Origin of the sequence: Aeromicrobium phragmitis (assembly GCF_003674095.1) — a bacterium.
In the GTDB taxonomy this organism is placed as follows: Bacteria; Actinomycetota; Actinomycetes; order Propionibacteriales; family Nocardioidaceae; genus Aeromicrobium; species Aeromicrobium phragmitis.
In genome coordinates this window covers 41,183-56,936 of sequence record NZ_RDBF01000015.1, presented here as the reverse complement: position 1 = coordinate 56,936, position 15,754 = coordinate 41,183, and the positions used below count along the sequence as shown (strand labels likewise).

The following is a 15,754-nucleotide window of genomic DNA, read 5'->3' as shown; positions in this document are numbered from 1 at the left end:
GGCCGAGCGTATCGAGACCACCATGCGCAACGTGGTCTCGATGCGCCCTCCGCAGAGCTCCGGGCTACTCGACCACCTATGAAGGCTCGGGCACCTACTAGTCTCCTGGCATGGGTGAGGAACGGGCTTTGCGGGCGCTGGAGGCGGCGGGGATCTCGTTTGCGGTGACGCGGCATGGGCCGGTGTCGTCGCTCGATGAGGCGGCTGCGGCGCGCGGCGTCGAGCCGGCGAAACTGCTCAAGTCGCTCGTGGTCCGCCGGGCCGAGGACGACTACCTGTTCGTCCTGGTACCCGGTGATCGCGGCATCAGTTGGCCCAAGCTCCGCGCTCTGCTCGGCGTCTCACGCCTGTCGATGCCCGACAAGGACGTCGCGAAGGACGTCACCGGCTACGAACGCGGCACCATCACCCCGTTCGGCTCCACGCACGCCTGGCCGGTCATCGCGGACAACCGCATCGTGGGCGCCGGTCCGGTGTCCATCGGCGCCGGCGCCCACGGCGTCGCCGCGACGGTCGACGGCGACGAACTCATCGCCGCCCTCGACGCTCAGGTCGCCGACGTCACCGAGCTTCAAGACTCCTGAAGCGGCACGAAGTTGTAGACGCCGTGGCGGGTGACCGTGCGTTCGTATCCCTCTCGGACGACGCGTGTCATGGCGGCGCCAACGGGAACCACGAGCACCCCGCCCTCGGGTGAGAGCTGGCCGACGAGCGCATCGGGGAGCCGGCGCGCGGAGGCGGAGACGAGGATGCGGTCGTACGGCGCTTCCTCGGGCCAGCCGAGCTCGTCACCGGCCTGTTCGATGCGGGCGTTGGCTTCGGTCACGTTCTCGCGCCCCATCTGCACGAGTTCGGGCACGATCTCGACGCCGATGACCGAGCCCTCGGGTCCGACGCGGTAGGCGAGCAACGCGGTGGTCCAGCCGGACCCGCTTCCGACGTCGAGCACCCGGTCGCCGGGCTGCGGGTCGAGCAGCTTGAGCATGTCCGCGACGGTTCGCGGTTGCGAGTTGGTCATGCCGTGACCGATCGAGACCGGGGCGTCGATGTCGGCCTGACCGACGACGTCATGAGGGAGGAACCGCTCACGCGGCACCTCCCTCATGACGTCGTCGACCCACATGGGTCAGGAGCCTCCACCCAGCTGTTGCTCGGCCTGCTCGATGGCGTCGGCCATCTCGTTGATCCGCCGCTGGTACGTGGCGAGGTCGCCGTCTTGCAGCGCTTCCTGTGCCTGGCTGTACAGGTCCGAGGCCCGCTGCAGAAGCTCCTCGGGTGTCTGCGCCTCGGCGGGCTCGTCGCCTTCGCCCTCCTCCGGCGGAGCCTCGACCTCCTCCTCGGGCGGCGGTGCCGCACCTTCCTCGAGGCCGAGGGCCGCACGCAGCGCCTCATCGAGCGTCGAACCGATGCCGACGTCCTCGCCGAACGACGCGATGATGTACTGCAGCACCGGGTACGAGCCCTCTTCGACCGAGCGCTGGATGTACACCGGCTGCACGTACAGCAGGGCTCCGCCGACCGGCAGCGTCAGCAGGTTGCCCCGCAGAATGCGGGCGTTCGTGGCCTGCTCGAACGGCAGCAGCGTCTGCGTGACCTGGTTGTCGGCCTGGATCTGCGCCGCGATCTGGTTGGGACCGCCCACGCGCGTCTCACTGGGCAACTCCAGGATCTGCAGCTTGCCGTAGTTCTCCTGATCCGAGGCCTCGGAGTTCACCGACATGAACCCGGCGAGGTTCTGCCGGTTGTTGGGCAGGTAGACGCTGGTCAGCGAGAACTGCGGCGTCTCCTGATCCGGCCGGCTCATGGTCAGGTAGTACGGCGGCTGCAACGCACCCTGGTTGTTGGACGGGTCCTCCGGCACACGCCAGCGCTCGCCGTCCTCGTAGAACGTCTGGGCGTCGGTGACGTGGTACCGGGTGAGGATGTCGCGCTGGACCTTGAACAGGTCCACCGGGTAACGCAGGTGCTCCAGAAGGCCCTCGGAGATCTCGCTCTTGGGCTGGACCGAGTCGGGGAAGACCTTCATCCACGTCTTGAGGACCGGGTCCTCCTCGTCCCACTGGTAGAGGTCGACCGTGCCGTCGTACGCGTCGACGACCGCCTTGACCGAGTTGCGCATGTAGTTGACCTGGTCGGTCGGCAGCGCCATCTGCGCCGCGGTCTGCGTCAGGGTGTCCGAGGTGGCCTCACGCAGCGAGCGGTGCTGGCTGTACGGGTAGCTGTTGCTCGTCGTGTAGCCGTCGACGATCCACACGACGCGTCCGTCCACGACGGCCGGGTAGATGTCGCCGTCGACGGTCAGCCACGGAGCGACCTTCTGGACGCGATCGCGCGGGTGACGGTCGTAGAGGATCTTGGACTCCTCGTTGACGCGGTCCGACAGCACGATGTTGGGCTCGGCGAACTTCAGCGCGTAAAGCACCTTGTTGAACATGTTGCCCACCGGAACGCCGCCCTCGCCGTCGTAGGTGTTGGCGGTGGCGTTCTCCGGATCGTCCGAGTCGCCGCCGGCACCGCGCGGGATGTCGACCTCGATCGGCTCGGCACCCTCGGGACGGCCGACGATGGAGTACTCGGGCGACTTCTCTCCGAAGTAGATGCGCGGCGGCACGTCGAACTCGAATTCGCCGGTCGGCGGGATGTCGCGGGCGGCCCACACCGGCTCGCCCTGCGGCCCGCGTTCGTTGCCGTAGGCCGCGATGACGCCGTACCCGTGCGTGTAGACCGTGTGGTCGTTCGACCAGGTGCGCTGTGAACTCTGCAGACCGTCGAGATCGACCTCGCGAGCGGCGATGATGACGTCGCGCGGCTGGTCCTCGCCGTCGAAGCGGTAGCGGTCGACGTCGAGTGTCTCGTTGACGGTGTAGTAACCGCGCACCTGCTGCAGCTGCTGGAAGGCCGGCGACACGAGAGTCGGGTCGATGAGTCGCGAGCTGACGCGCGACTCGGCGCTCGCGTTGAGCTCCTCGGGCGAGAGCTCGGTGGCCGCCGAGTACGGCCGCGTCTCGACGTCACTGACCCCGTAGGCGTCGCGGGTGGCTTCGATGTTGCGCGCGATGTACGACTCCTCGCGGTCCGCCTCGGACGGGCTGACCTGGAACTGCTGCATGAACGCCGGCCACAGCCCGCCGATGAGCACCGAGGAGAGGATGAGTCCGCCCAGACCGATCGCCGGGAGGGTCCAGCTGCGGGCGATGATCGTGGAGAAGAACAGCAGCGCGCAGATGATGGCGACCGCGATCATGATGTTCTTGCTCGGGATGCGCGCGTTGGCGTCGGTGTAGGTGGCACCGTCGACAACTCCGCCGGCACCGACCAGCAGGTTGAAGCGATCGAGCCAGTACTGGAATGCCTTGATGAGGACGGCGACGCCCGCGAGCACCGCGATCTGGATCTGGGCGCCGCGGGTGAAGCTGAGCCCGCGCCCGGCGAACCGGATGCCGCCGTAGACGTACTGCACGAACGCCGTCACGACGATCGTGATGACCACCATGGTGAAGGCGAACGAGGCGATGAACGACAGCCACGGCAGATCGAAGACGTAGAAGCCGTGGTCGATGCCGAAGTGCGGGTCCTCGGTGCCGTAGTCAGTGCCGTGCCACCACTGCTGGAAGGTCTCCCAGCGGGACTGGCCCACGACGCCGGCGAAAATGCCGAGGATGACCGCGACGACGATGAACGCGGCCTTGCGGACCGGCGTCAGCGCGAAGCGGTACCGCGCGGCGGGATCGTCGCGACGCAGCAGATGCGGTTCGGCTCGCGTGCGGTACGCCAGGAACAGGTTGAGCGCGACGAACAGCGCGAACACGACGGCGAAGGCCGCGAACAGTCCGACCCGGGTCCAGATCACCGTGCTGTAGACGTCGGAGAAGTCGACCGACCGGAACCAGAGCCGGTTGGTCCAGACGTTGGTGAACACCGAACCCAGCACGACCAGCGCGGCGAGGGTGATGAGGGTCGGCACGAGCACGCGACGACGTCGGTCGGGCGGCGGAGCGGCCGGTTGCGGACGGGGGGCTCCGAAGATGTCGCTCAACAGTTCTCCTGGGTCATGTCGCCGGCATGGCCGATGGCAGGCCTAAGCCTATCGAGTGACCCCAATCACGACATGCTCGCGTTCAGCAACTCGACCAGCCCGGGCACGAGATCGGGACCCTCGAGCAGCGGCGCGTCCTCCGGCTCGCGGCCGCGGACGGTCGTGTGGGCGCTGCCGTCGCGCAGGACTGCGGCGACGATCCGCACCTCCTGACGTTCGGGGTGCTCGGCGACGGCGCGCAGGAGCTCGTCGGGGTCCTCGGGGAGGCCGGCCTGCGCGGACGGAGGCAGCATGACCCGCTCGACCGCGACCGCGCAGCCGTGCACGGTGTCGGGCCACATCAGCGTCGGGAGCACATCCTCCACGGTGCGATCGGCCGGCACGCCGTCCTGCTCGACGGGGGTGTAGCCGTCGGGGTCGCCCAACTGGTCCGCGAGGTCCGGCTGGGCGGCGAGGAGTTCGGCCGTGTGCACCAGCGCGAACAGGCGCGGGGGCTGGTCCCAGCCGCTGTCGGCGACGTGCCGCTCCACCTCGAGCGTCGCCTGACGCAGCGGGGAGTCGGGGGCTACTTCGAGCATGTGGGGACCTCGGCTTCCGGATTCTCGGCGAGCAGCTCGATGGCGTCGACCGCCTGCTGCATGGTCTCGATCTCGACGAGGGTCATGGAGGTGTCGGCGGTGGCCGCCTCGTCGCAGTTGGCGCTCGGCACGAGGAAGACACTCGCTCCCCCGTCTTCGGCGCCGGCGATCTTCTGCGTGATGCCGCCGATCGGCCCCACCTCCCCGTCGGGGGTGATGGTGCCGGTGCCGGCGACGGACAGGCCGCCGGTCAGCGCGCCGGGGGTCAGCTTGTCATAGATGGCGAGGGCGAACATCAATCCGGCGCTCGGTCCCCCGACGCGGTCGCCGATGTGGTTCTCGATCTCGATCGGGAAGGCGAATCCGATGCCGACGACGATGCCGACGCGGGCCCGCTCAGGGTCGTCCTCGGCCGGGACAGTGCCGACCGTCACCTGCTGGGCGGCTCCCTCGCGCTCGATCTCCAGTCGCACCTCGTCGCCGGGTTCGAGGGCACCGATCGTGTCGGCGACCTGCTGCTGGTCGGCGACCTGCTCGCCGTCGACGGCGAGGATGCGGTCGCCCTCCTCCAGGACGCCGTCGGCGGGTGAGTCCTCGACGACGGAGCGGACGGTCACGGTCTCGGGAACGTCCATCCCGAGGGCGCGAAGCGCGGCGACGCGCGAGGCGTCCTGGGAGGAGCTCAGCTGCGCGGCCCCCTGCTGGCTCGCGTCCTCGTTGGTCTCGTTGTTGGGATAGAGGAAGTCGTGCGGCACGAGATCGACGTCCTTGTCCCACCAGGCCTCAAGCGCGGCGGGAAGCGCGATCTCGGTCTCGGCACGCGACACCGAGACGGTCGTGAAGGCCAGTTCGCCGTCGGTCTCGTAGGTCTCCACGCCTTCGCCGAAGGTGAGCAGCGGCTGCCCGTCGAGCGTGCTGAGGGTGTCGAAGGACGGTCCCGGGCGCATCGTCGAGTACGGCACCGGGAGGATGAACACCAAGCAGGACACCACCACGAGCGCGACGCCGGTCACGGTCAACGTGCCCGTCCGGCGGCTCATCGCGTGCTCTTCCGCGTCGTCGTCACCCCCGCAGCCTAGACACCCGCGCGAAGCAGAATCGATTGGCGACACGGCCTAGTCTTGACCCATGGCTGGCGACGAACCCCGCGAAGAACCGGAGAACCCGTTCAAGGGCACGCCCCTGGAGCATCTGTTCGGCCAGATGGGCGGTGGGCAGTTCGATCTGTCCGCGCTCCTCTCGCAGATGCAGTCCATGTTCGAGCCGCACGAAGGGGCGGTGAACTACCGCCTTGCGACCGACATCGCACGCCAGACGCTCGCGGCCAGCGGCCCCGACCCGTCGCCGCAGACCGGAAAGCGCGGCGCCATCGACGACGCGGTGCGCCTGGCCGAGATGTGGCTGGACCGCGCTACCGAGTTGCCGAGCGGCGTCAGTTCGAGCACCGCATGGAGCCGGGCGGAGTGGATCGAGCAGACCATGCCGCAGTGGCAGGTGCTCGTCGAGCCCATCGCCGCCAACGTCGTCTCGTCGATGGGTGAGGCGCTGCCCGCCGAGGCCAAGGCGCTCGCCGGGCCGTTCGTCGCGATGATCTCGCAGGCCGGTGGCGCGATGTTCGGCCAGCAGATCGGCCAGGGCATCGCCAGTCTCGCCACCGAGGTGCTGTCCTCGACCGACATCGGCCTCCCGCTCGGCCCCCAGGGCGTCGCGGCGGTCCTGCCGCACAACGTCACCACCTTCGCCGAGGGCTTCGAGCACACCGAGGCCGACGTCCTCCTGTACGTGGCGCTGCGCGAGTGCGCGTACCAGCGCCTCTACGCCTACGCCCCGTGGCTCCGCAGCGCGATCGTCGCCGCGATCGAGGAGTTCGGCCGCGGCTCGCGCATCGACGCCAGCGCGATCGAGGAGAAGATGCGCTCGATCGATCCCAGCCGCCCCGAGGCGATCCAGGAGGCACTGGAGGGCGGTCTCTTCGAGCCTGAGGTCACCCCGGAGCAGCAGCACGCCAAGAACCGGCTCGAGCTGTTGCTCGCGCTGGCCGAGGGCTGGGTCGACGAGGTCGTCGCCCAGGCGACCGCGGAGACGATGCCCGCCGCCGTGGCTCTCGCCGAGGCGATGCGCCGTCGCCGAGCGACCGCCGGACCGGCCGAGCAGACGTTCGCCGCGCTCGTCGGACTCGAGTTGCGACCCCGCCGGCTGCGCGATGCCGCCAACCTCTTCTCGGCACTGCGCGACCGCGAGGGCAGCGAGGCCCGCGACCGCGTGTGGAGCCATCCGGACCTGCTACCGACGAGCGAGGATCTGGACGACCCCCTGGGCTACAGCGAGCGCCACGGCGAGACCGGACAGATCACCGACGACGAGTTCGACGCGGCGCTCGGCAAGCTGCTCGAGGACGAGGCGTCCCGCGGCGACGACGACCAGCAGCAGTGACGCTGCACGACGACGCCCGTCGGGTGCTGGCCGACTGGCGAGCACCCGACGCCGCGCAGGAGTCGCTCCGGGAGCAGTACCTCGCTCACCTGGCAAGCCACCCGGACGCGATGTGGCGCTCGTGCCACCCCGACCATCTGACCGCCAGCGCCATCGTGCTGTCCGACGACGCGCGCCACGTCGGGTTGACGCTGCACCGCAAGCTCGGCCGATGGCTGCAGTTCGGGGGCCACTGCGAGCGTGACGACGCGACCCTGGCCGGTGCCGCGAGGCGCGAGACCCGGGAGGAATCGGGCATCGCCGAGTTCGACCTCGACCCGCAGCCGCTGCTGCTGTCGCGGCACGAGGTGCCCTGCGGCCCGGTGCGCCCCGCTCACCACCTCGACGTGCAGTACCTCGCGGTCGTGCCGTCGGGAACCGAGCTGATCGTCTCCGAGGAGTCGACCGACGTGCGCTGGTTCAGTGTCGAGGACCTGCCGGCCGAGACCGACGACACCGTGCGAGCGCTCACCGCGACTGCCAGGACACGGCTTCGAGAAAGCCCTCGGCCCGCTCCCGGCGCTCGTACCCGCTGAGCAGTTGCTGGAAGCGCGGCCCGTGATCCGCCTCCAGCAGGTGAGCCAGCTCGTGCAACAGCACGTAGTCGACCACGTAGCCCGGCATCGGGCGCAGCCGGTCGGACAAGCGGATCGACCCGTCGTGGGTGCTGCACGACCCCCATCGCTTGTGCTGGTTGCCGACCCACCGCACCGAGGACGGGCGGGCGGCGCCAGCGAGGTAGCGCGCGGAGAGGTCGCTCGCCCGGGACATCAGGTCGTCGTCGGCCTGCGGGGCACGGCGCCGCTGGACCCGGGCATCGAGTTTGGCGACGAGATCGCCCACGACGCGCTCCTCCTCGGCCTTGCTCATGCTCGCCGGGATCATGACGATCGTGCGGTCGCCCTCGCGCCGCGCCTGAACGGTTCGCCGCCGGCGCGAACTGCGGCGGACCTCGATACGGGGCGCGTCCTTCATGCCTCGGACTGTAGTGCGCGGCACCGACATGAGCGGGTATCCACCGCTCGTCCACACGCTTCCTCGGCGATCCCCACAGGTTCTCCCCAAGGTTGTCCACAGGCGTGGACAACCCGTTCTCGGCTCCGGCTTGACGCCCGGCCCACGGAGCCCTACGTTCGGTCCAGACGAACCCCCGGTGGCCGCAGGGGAAGGCGCGCCGCCGGGGGTTCTTCGCTGCCTCAATCCCCACGGAACCGCCGCGCAGCCTCTACGCTGAACGTGATCCACCCCACACCCAAGGAGACGGTCATGGCAGACGACGGCTGGAGCGGCGAGTTCTACTGCGTGAAGTGCAAGGAGAAGCGAGAGGCGACCGGCACGATCCAGGTCAACGACAAGGGCACCAAGATGGCCAAGGCCACGTGCCCGGTGTGCGACACCAAGCTCAACCGGATCCTCGGCAAGGCCTGACACCTCCCGCGGCTGTGGACGACGACCGCGGCGGCACGGCCGGCCGCGGCACGATGAGGCCATGGCCGTCCGTCCTGTGCTTCGTCCCGGCGCCGTGGTGTTGCGGCGCGATGCCCGCCATCTCCAGGTCGGCACGACTCCCGCCGTGGTCGTGCGCGACGAACCCGGAAGTGCGGCGGTCCTTCGCCACGCCGACGGCGTGCGCACGGCCGACGAGCTCGCCCAGATCGCCGTCCGCGCCGGATCGTCCCGCGGGGCCGCACTCGTCGCCGAACTCCTGGCGCGCGGTGCGCTCGTCGTCGCGCCGGTCGGCGGTCGCCGGCCGCGGGTCGATCTGCGCCACGACGCCGGCGGAGCGCGGTTCGCCGACGTGTTCCGCGCCCTCGCGGCCGAGGATGCCGTCTTCGAGGAGTGTCCTCAGGCCCTGGTCGTCACCGTGACCGTCGGCGAGCCGGCTCGCGCGGCCTTCCAAGCCATGCGCGACCACCGGATCGCACATCTGCCCGTCGTCCTGATCGACGACCGGGTCCGGGTCGGGCCGTTGGTCTTCCCCGGCCACACCCCGTGCCTGGATTGTTTCGACCTGCAACAGTCCGCCGGCGACCCGCACTGGCTCGCGCTCGTCCCCCAGTTCGGCAGGTCACGCCCGGCTCGCGTGGGTGCCGGCGCGTCGGCCGTCGGCCTCGCCGCTGCCGAAGCCGCACGCGCCGTGGAAGAACTCCGCATCGACACTCCGCCGCGGCTCGTCGGCCGATCGGTGTTGTTCGGGCAAGCCCCTCGGCTCGAGTCGACGGTCGGCTTTCAGCATCGCTGCGGGTGTCATCTCCTCGCCGCCTGAAACCGCCGCACATTGGACCGCCGCCCCTATCCTGATGACGTGGCCGGACGCGAGAAGGACGACGAACGCCCGCTGACGGGCAGCGCCTTCGCGCGAGGCGCCCGACTCGCGAGCCTTCCCGCCTCCTTCGCCGCCCGCACCACGTGGGGAATCGGCAAGCGCATGGTGGGCGCGCCCGCCCAAGTCGTGCTCACCGACGTCCAGCGCCGCACCGCCGACCAGATCTTCAGCGTGCTCGGCCAGCTCAAGGGCGGAGCCATGAAGTTCGGGCAGGCACTCAGCGTCTTCGAGGCGGCGCTGCCCGACGAGCTCGCCGGCCCGTACCGCGATGCCCTCACCAAGTTGCAGGACGCCGCGCCCCCGATGCCGACCTCGACCGTCCACCGGGTCATGACGGCCGAGTTCGGCACCGACTGGCACCGCCGCTTCCCGCAGTTCGACGACCATCCCGCCGCGGCCGCGTCGATCGGCCAGGTCCACCGGGCGACGTACCGCCACCCGGACAGCGGCGACGAGACCGAGGTCGCGGTCAAACTCCAATATCCAGGCGCGGGCGACGCCCTGCTGTCGGACCTCAAGCAGATCTCCCGGATCGCCAAGCTGTTCGCCGTCCTCGCCCCGGGCATGGACGTGAAGTCGCTGGTCGCCGAACTGCGCGAACGGGTCGCCGAGGAACTCGACTACGGGCTCGAGGAGGAGGCGCAGCGTGCCTTCGCCGAGGAGTTCGCCGACGACCCGTACGTCGTCGTGCCGATGCCCGTGGTCCATACCGAGCACGCCCTCGTCTCCACCTGGATGGACAGTTCGGGATCGCTCGCCGACATCATCGATCACGGGTCCCAGGAGGATCGCGACCGTCTGGGTGAGGCCTTCGTGCGGTTCCTCTTCGCCGGTCCCTCCCGGGTCGGACTCCTGCACGCCGATCCCCACCCCGGCAACTTCCGGATTCTCGACGACGGCCGTCTCGGCGTCGTCGATTACGGCGCCGTCGCCCGGCTCCCGAACGGACTCCCCGACGTCATCGGCCGGCTGGTGCGCGCCGCCGTCGACGGCGACTACGAGGCCGTCGTGGCCGGGCTCCGCGAGGAGGGCTTCCTGCGCGGCGAGTCGCTCGATCCCGAGGTCATGGAGCGCTATCTCGCCCCGCTCATCGAGCCGGCTCGGGCGGAGACCTTCACCTTCAGCCGCGCCTGGCTGCGCTCGCAGGGACAGCGGCTCAGCCGCCTCGACGCCGAGGGGTTCGGCACGGCCCGCCAGCTCAACATCCCCCGCGAGTACCTGCTCATCCACCGTGTCTGGATGGGCGGCGTCGGCATCCTGTGCCAGCTCGGCGCGACGGCGCCGTTCCGCGAGATCCTCTCCGAGTCGCTGCCCGGTTTCGCCGACTAGGCGTGCTCGGTGACGACCGCCAACACCGCGTCGCCGTAACGCTCCAGCTTGGCCTGTCCGACTCCGCGGATGCCCGCCAACTGCTGCACGCTCGTGGGCTTGACCTCGGCGATCGCCTGCAGCGTCGCGTCGGTGAACACGACATAGGCCGGCACCGACTGCTCGCTGGAGATCTCCTTGCGCCACGTCCGCAACGCCTCGAACAACGCCTCGTCGTAGGTGGAGGGGCAGTCCGCACAGCGTCCCCGCGCGCGGTCGGCCGCGGCCAGCGGCTTACGGCACACCCGGCACAGGGCGACCTTGCGCTGGCGGGGGGAACGCACGGGGTGGCGGGCCTCGTGCTGAGCCGGCAGGAGGGCATCGAGAAAGCGCGTCGGCGGTCGATTGCCGCGGCCACCGGGATGTCGAGTGGCCGACCAGCTGATGACCAGATCGTGCCGGGCCCGGGTGACGCCGACGTAGAACAGCCGCCGCTCTTCCTCCACCGCGGCCGGGGTGTCGGCGTGGACGCTCGGCATCATGCCCTCGTGCATGCCGACGCAGAACACGGCGTCCCACTCCAGACCCTTGGCGGCGTGGAGCGTGGCCAGCGTGACGCCGTCCGCGGTGGGCGCGTGCGCCTGCTGGGCACGGCGGTCAAGGTCGGCGACGAGCGCCGTGAGATCGGCGTCCGGCTGCTCGGCGGCGAGGTCGCCGGCCATTGTGACGATCGCATGCAACGACTCCCAGCGATCCCGCACCGCGCCGGAACCACTCGGCGGCTCCTCGGTGTGATTCATCGTCGACAAGACGGCGCGCACGTCGGCGACGAGATCGCCGGCGCCCTCGCCGGCTCGCGCCGCGCCGCGGAGCAGCGTGACGGCCTGACGCACCTCGGCGCGCTGGAAGAAGCCCTCGACGCCGCGCAACACGAAGGGGATGCCGTGCTGGCCCAGCGCCTCCTCGAACGCCTCGGACTGGGCGTTGATCCGGAACAGCACGGCGATCTGCTTGTACGGCGTGCCGCGACGGTGGAGCAGAGCGATCTCGTTGGCGACCGCGTTGGCCTCGGCCGTCTCATCGGGATACCCCTGGTAGGACACCGGGTTGCCCGGCTCCTGCTGCGACCGGAGCTGGACGCCGTCGCCGCCGCGCGGACCGAAGACCGCGTTGGCGGCCGCGACGATCTGCGGGGTCGACCGGTAGTTGCGCACGAGCTCGTACCGCTCGGCGTCCGTGAACTTGCGACCGAAGCCGGCGAGGATCCGCGGTGACGCGCCGGCGAACGAGTAGATCGTCTGACGCGGATCGCCGACGACGCACAGGTCGTCGCGCCCGCCCAGCCACAGGTCGAGGAGGGTGGCCTGCAGGGGGTTGACGTCCTGGTACTCGTCCACGACGAACCAGCGGTACTGACGGCGCACCTCCGCGGCGACGCGCTCGTCGTCGGCCAGGATCGCCGCCGTGACGAGCAGGATGTCCTCCATGTCGATCCGGCCGCGCTCGTGCTTGACGTCCTCGTAGGCGCGCAGGATGGCGCCGGTGGTGCCGTGGTCGAGGTCGGCGACCTGACGGCGCCGCTGGGGCGCCTCCCGCGCATAGTCCTCGGGGCGGATGGTGGAGACCTTGGACCACTCGACCTCGGCGGACAGGTCGCGGATCAGGGCGGTGTCGGTGGGAACGCCCACCCGCTTGGCGGCCTCGGCGACGAGACCGAACTTGGATGCGATGATCTCGGGGAACTCGGTGCCGTAGACGCGGGGCCAGAAGTATCGCGCCTGCCGCAGCGCCGCCGAGTGGAAGGTGCGCGCCTGCACGCCCCCGGCGCCCAACTGGGCGAGCCGGGTGCGCATCTCCCCCGCCGCACGGGTCGTGAAGGTGACCGCGAGAACCTCAGTGGGCTTGTACACACCGGTGGCGACGCCGTAGGCGATGCGGTGCGTGATGGCACGGGTCTTGCCGGTTCCGGCACCCGCGATGACGCAGACCGGTCCGCGCAGGGCCTGCGCCACCTGACGCTGCTCGGGATCGAGTCCGGCCAGCAGGTCCTCGGCGTCGGGCACGCGGCGACTCCTTGAGCAGTCGTGGAAGGATGGACGACGTCCAGGTTAGACGTCGGAGGTGACAACGGTGGCGGCAGCATTCACGCTCTTCTCGACCCCGTGGTGTGGCTATTGCCATCGGCTCAAGGGCCAGCTCGAGCGCGAGGGGATCGCGTTCACCGAGGTCGACATCGAGAAGGACCCGGACTCCGCGCTCGTCGTCGAGCAGGCCAACGGTGGCAACCAGACCGTCCCCACGCTGCTGTTCGAGGACGGGTCCACCCTGACCAACCCGTCCGTCGCCCAGGTCAAGGAGAAGCTGGGCCGCTGAGCGCCGCCTGCCCGACCGCCCGGAGGTGCTCCAGGACCACCCGCACCGCGCGCCGCTCGGCCCGGTCCGGACGCATGATCGCGGTGACGTGACGACCGGTGTCGATATCGCCAACCTCCCGGAGCACCAGTCCCGCGTCGGCCGGGGTGGTGAACCGGGGCAAGATCGCCAGCAGATCACTGGACGCGACCAAGGACTCGATGAGCCGGTTGTCACGCAGGCGCTGGCGGACCGACAGATCACGTCCGGTGACCCGTTCGATCGCCGCAAGCACGGTGTCGAACGGATAGCCGTAGGGCACCCCGATCCACTCATGCTCGACCAGGTCGTGCGCCGTCAGCGTCGACCGTGAGGCCAGCGGATGGGCGGCCGCCATCGCCACGTCGAGCGGTTCCCGGGCCAACGGCAGGACGTTCAGGCCCTCGGTCCCGGCCGGCCGGGGACCTCGGACGCTGTGTCCGATGACGATGTCGTTGTCCGCCGTCAGATCGGCGAAATCGGCTTCGGCGACGTCGTAATCGCTCAGCACCAGTTCGATTCCGGTCGCCGCGAGGCGGCGCTGCGTCACGGCGAGCAGGAAGGTACCCGCGCTCGGCAGCGTCGCCAGTCGGACCCGGCCCATCGGCGCCTCCCGGAACGCGTCCCACTGCGCCTGAACGCGTTCCAGCGCGGCGAGCACCTCGACCCCGCCCTGCGCCAGCACCGCGCCCGCCTCCGTCAACCGCAGGCCGCGCCCCGAGGGCTCGGTGAGCGGCACCCCGAGCTGCCGCTGAGCCGTACGCAACTGCTGGGAGACGGCCGACGGGGTGCGATGCGTCGCCGCCGCGACGGCCGCCACCGAGCCTCGGTCGGCCAGCTCCCGCAGCAGTTCCAGATGACGTAATTCCATGTAGGGAACCTACATCGACCCCTGCAGTGAATCGCGCTTGTCCTTCACAGCCGCGGGCGAAACCATGGTCGTCGTGCCCGTCTCCCATCGACTCCTCGCCGCACTGGTCGCCGTGCTGTGGGGCATGAACTTCCTGGCGATCGATGCCTCACTGGCCCATTTCCCGCCGTTCTTCCTCGTCGCGCTGCGGTTCGCGCTGATCGCCGTGCCCACGATGCTGCTCGTGCCCCGGCCGCGCGTGCCGTGGCGTTGGCTCGTGGGTTACGGCCTCGGGTTCGGGACGCTGCAGTTCCTCTTCCTGTACTGGGGGATGTCGATCGGGATGCCTGCCGGCCTGGCCTCACTCGTCCTGCAAGCGTCAGCGCCCTTCACGGTCGTCCTCGGGGCCCTCTTCCTCGCCGAGCGGATCGGCCGGAACGCCGTCGTCGGCGTCGTCGTCGCGTCCGGTGGGCTGGCGATCGTGGGGTGGCATCGCGCTGAGACCGCAGCCATCGCCCCCTTCGCGCTCACCCTCCTGGGTGCACTCGGGTGGGCGATCGGCAACCTGTGCAACCGCCTGGCCCGGCCGCAGCAGCCGCTGCACCTGGCGTTGTGGATGTCGGTGGTGCCGCCGGTGCCGATGCTGGCGCTCTCGCTCGTCGTCGAAGGTCCGGATGCCATCGGGCACTCGCTGCGAACGGTCACGTCGCCCGAGGGGCTCGTCGCGACCGGCGGGCTCGCTTACACCATCGTGCTCGGCACCATCGTCGGTTCGGGCATCTGGACGTGGCTGATGATGCGCCACCCCGCTGGCCGCGTGGCTCCGTTCTCCATGCTGGTGCCGGTCGTCGGGATGACAGGCGCCTGGCTGGTGCTGGGCGAGTCCGTGGCGTTGGCCGAACTGGTGGGTGCTGCCGTGATCATCGCCGGCGTGCTCCTCAGTTCACGAACGCTCCGCCCAGCGGTCGATGAGCCAGCGCGAGATCGAGACGTGAGGCGGCGGCAGGATGATGTCCTCGGCCTCGATCGCGGTGGCCAGCTCGTCGCGGGTGAACCACCGGGCGTGGGCGATCTCGTTCGCGTCGACGACGATGTCGCTGCTGCTGGCCCGGCCGAAGAAGCCGAGCATCAGGCTTGACGGGAACGGCCACGGCTGGCTCCCCGCGTAGCTGACCTCACCGACCGGCAGACCGACTTCCTCGCGCACCTCGCGTCGGACCGCGTCCTCGAGCGCCTCGCCCGGCTCCACGAAACCGGCCAGCGTCGAGTACCGGTCCTCCGGCCACGCCGCGTTGCGCGCCAGCAACGCTCGGTCCCGCTCGTCGGTGATGAGCATGATGACCGCCGGGTCGGTGCGCGGGAAGTGGTGAGCACTGCACTCGGGACAGGTCAGCAGGTGCCCCGATTCCGCCACGTCGAGGCCGGTGCCGCAGCGCGCGCAGAACCGATGCGAACGCAACCAGCGGGCCATCGCGATCGCGTGGATGGCCAGGGACAACTCATCGGGATTCAGCAGCGGCGCCAGGATGCGCACGCTCGTCGGGGCGAGGTCCTCCGCGACGCGGTCGACCACGACCGCCGCGTGGGTCACCCCACCGGACTCTCCCAGCAGCAGCCACGTGCCCTCGGGCGCCTGGTCACGGGTGATCCAGCGCAAGGCCGGTCCGGCGACGGTGGGGACGTGCTCGCCGCCCACCACGAGGACCTTGAGCTTCGGATCGTCCTTCCAGGTGTCGTCGCGACGGCGATTGCCCTGCCGGTCGTGCCGAGCGCGGTCGAAGGCGAAGTCCACC

At 70.1% G+C, this 15,754-nt stretch carries 15 protein-coding genes and 1 pseudogene; 8 read left to right on the top strand and 8 right to left on the bottom strand.

Annotated features, from left to right (window positions below; genetic code table 11):
- Positions 1-110 precede the first annotated feature (110 nt).
- Complete coding sequence (locus tag D9V41_RS15375) at positions 111-584, top strand: aminoacyl-tRNA deacylase (RefSeq protein ID WP_121795462.1); 474 nt, start codon at positions 111-113, stop codon at positions 582-584.
- Here the strand turns inward: D9V41_RS15375 and D9V41_RS15370 are convergent.
- The 4 genes from D9V41_RS15370 to D9V41_RS15355 form a co-directional block, all read right to left on the bottom strand.
- A complete protein-coding gene (locus D9V41_RS15370) occupies positions 572-1,123 on the bottom strand; it encodes a protein-L-isoaspartate O-methyltransferase family protein (RefSeq protein ID WP_121795461.1) in 552 nt (183 codons plus the stop codon). The two genes, D9V41_RS15375 and D9V41_RS15370, sit on opposite strands and share 13 nt — an antisense overlap.
- A 3-nt stretch (positions 1,124-1,126) precedes the next feature.
- Positions 1,127-4,036 carry a UPF0182 family membrane protein gene (locus tag D9V41_RS15365; RefSeq protein ID WP_121795460.1) on the bottom strand — a complete coding sequence of 970 codons (2,910 nt, stop codon included), beginning with the start codon at positions 4,034-4,036 and terminating at the stop codon, positions 1,127-1,129.
- 65 nt (positions 4,037-4,101) lie between these two features.
- Positions 4,102-4,614 (bottom strand): PPA1309 family protein, encoded by a 513-nt coding sequence (locus D9V41_RS15360; RefSeq protein WP_121795459.1) that lies wholly within the window; start codon positions 4,612-4,614, stop codon positions 4,102-4,104.
- Positions 4,602-5,654, bottom strand: coding sequence for a YlbL family protein (locus D9V41_RS15355; protein ID WP_121795458.1), 1,053 nt, complete (start codon positions 5,652-5,654; stop codon positions 4,602-4,604). The genes D9V41_RS15360 and D9V41_RS15355 overlap by 13 nt, the downstream gene beginning before the upstream one ends.
- 88 nt (positions 5,655-5,742) lie before the next feature.
- Between D9V41_RS15355 and D9V41_RS15350 the strand changes: the two genes are divergently transcribed.
- The gene (locus D9V41_RS15350) at positions 5,743-7,047 is read left to right on the top strand and encodes a zinc-dependent metalloprotease (RefSeq protein ID WP_121795457.1); all 1,305 of its coding nucleotides are present in this window, start codon (positions 5,743-5,745) and stop codon (positions 7,045-7,047) included.
- Positions 7,044-7,622 (top strand): NUDIX hydrolase, encoded by a 579-nt coding sequence (locus D9V41_RS15345; RefSeq protein WP_121795456.1) that lies wholly within the window; start codon positions 7,044-7,046, stop codon positions 7,620-7,622. Before D9V41_RS15350 ends, D9V41_RS15345 begins: the two co-directional genes overlap by 4 nt.
- On the opposite strand, the gene D9V41_RS15340 is transcribed toward D9V41_RS15345, so the two are convergent.
- Positions 7,555-8,061: a YgjP-like metallopeptidase domain-containing protein gene (locus tag D9V41_RS15340; protein ID WP_243697301.1), complete on the bottom strand. Its 507-nt coding sequence runs from the start codon at positions 8,059-8,061 to the stop codon at positions 7,555-7,557. The two genes, D9V41_RS15345 and D9V41_RS15340, sit on opposite strands and share 68 nt — an antisense overlap.
- A 291-nt stretch (positions 8,062-8,352) precedes the next feature.
- On the opposite strand from D9V41_RS15340, the gene D9V41_RS17885 reads away from it, so the two are divergent.
- The 3 genes from D9V41_RS17885 (at position 8,353) to D9V41_RS15330 (ending at position 10,741) form a co-directional block, all read left to right on the top strand.
- Entirely contained in the window at positions 8,353-8,514 is a 162-nt protein-coding gene (locus D9V41_RS17885; protein WP_166376067.1) for a DUF5679 domain-containing protein, read from the top strand.
- 61 nt (positions 8,515-8,575) lie between these two features.
- Positions 8,576-9,352 carry a CBS domain-containing protein gene (locus tag D9V41_RS15335; RefSeq protein WP_121795454.1) on the top strand — a complete coding sequence of 259 codons (777 nt, stop codon included), beginning with the start codon at positions 8,576-8,578 and terminating at the stop codon, positions 9,350-9,352.
- Positions 9,353-9,391: 39 nt separating this feature from the next.
- Positions 9,392-10,741: an ABC1 kinase family protein gene (locus D9V41_RS15330; protein WP_243697300.1), complete on the top strand. Its 1,350-nt coding sequence runs from the start codon at positions 9,392-9,394 to the stop codon at positions 10,739-10,741.
- Here the strand turns inward: D9V41_RS15330 and D9V41_RS15325 are convergent.
- Positions 10,738-12,783 (bottom strand): ATP-dependent DNA helicase UvrD2, encoded by a 2,046-nt coding sequence (locus tag D9V41_RS15325; protein ID WP_121795453.1) that lies wholly within the window; start codon positions 12,781-12,783, stop codon positions 10,738-10,740. The two genes, D9V41_RS15330 and D9V41_RS15325, sit on opposite strands and share 4 nt — an antisense overlap.
- 67 nt (positions 12,784-12,850) lie before the next feature.
- Between D9V41_RS15325 and D9V41_RS15320 the strand changes: the two genes are divergently transcribed.
- Positions 12,851-13,093 carry a mycoredoxin gene (locus tag D9V41_RS15320; RefSeq protein ID WP_121795452.1) on the top strand — a complete coding sequence of 81 codons (243 nt, stop codon included), beginning with the start codon at positions 12,851-12,853 and terminating at the stop codon, positions 13,091-13,093.
- Here D9V41_RS15320 and D9V41_RS15315 read toward each other — a convergent pair.
- Positions 13,071-13,982 (bottom strand): LysR family transcriptional regulator, encoded by a 912-nt coding sequence (locus tag D9V41_RS15315; protein ID WP_121795451.1) that lies wholly within the window; start codon positions 13,980-13,982, stop codon positions 13,071-13,073. The two genes, D9V41_RS15320 and D9V41_RS15315, sit on opposite strands and share 23 nt — an antisense overlap.
- A gap of 64 nt (positions 13,983-14,046) precedes the next feature.
- On the opposite strand from D9V41_RS15315, the pseudogene D9V41_RS15310 reads away from it, so the two are divergent.
- Positions 14,047-14,895: pseudogene (locus tag D9V41_RS15310) on the top strand (EamA family transporter); the annotation flags it as partial.
- Positions 14,896-14,904: 9 nt separating this feature from the next.
- Here the strand turns inward: D9V41_RS15310 and nudC are convergent.
- A complete protein-coding gene (nudC, locus tag D9V41_RS15305; RefSeq protein WP_121795450.1) occupies positions 14,905-15,753 on the bottom strand; it encodes an NAD(+) diphosphatase in 849 nt (282 codons plus the stop codon).
- Position 15,754: the final 1 nt, after the last annotated feature.

What these genes read in the sequence shown, in the direction of transcription:
- D9V41_RS15375 (WP_121795462.1), top strand. Translation starts at nt 111, where the DNA reads ATGGGTGAGGAACGGGCTTTGCGGGCGCTGGAGGCGGCGGGGATCTCG.
- D9V41_RS15370 (WP_121795461.1), bottom strand. Translation starts at nt 1,123, where the DNA reads ATGTGGGTCGACGACGTCATGAGGGAGGTGCCGCGTGAGCGGTTCCTC.
- D9V41_RS15360 (WP_121795459.1), bottom strand. Translation starts at nt 4,614, where the DNA reads ATGCTCGAAGTAGCCCCCGACTCCCCGCTGCGTCAGGCGACGCTCGAG.
- D9V41_RS15355 (WP_121795458.1), bottom strand. Translation starts at nt 5,654, where the DNA reads ATGAGCCGCCGGACGGGCACGTTGACCGTGACCGGCGTCGCGCTCGTG.
- D9V41_RS15350 (WP_121795457.1), top strand. Translation starts at nt 5,743, where the DNA reads ATGGCTGGCGACGAACCCCGCGAAGAACCGGAGAACCCGTTCAAGGGC.
- D9V41_RS15340 (WP_243697301.1), bottom strand. Translation starts at nt 8,061, where the DNA reads ATGAAGGACGCGCCCCGTATCGAGGTCCGCCGCAGTTCGCGCCGGCGG.
- D9V41_RS17885 (WP_166376067.1), top strand. Translation starts at nt 8,353, where the DNA reads ATGGCAGACGACGGCTGGAGCGGCGAGTTCTACTGCGTGAAGTGCAAG.
- D9V41_RS15335 (WP_121795454.1), top strand. Translation starts at nt 8,576, where the DNA reads ATGGCCGTCCGTCCTGTGCTTCGTCCCGGCGCCGTGGTGTTGCGGCGC.
- D9V41_RS15315 (WP_121795451.1), bottom strand. Translation starts at nt 13,982, where the DNA reads ATGGAATTACGTCATCTGGAACTGCTGCGGGAGCTGGCCGACCGAGGC.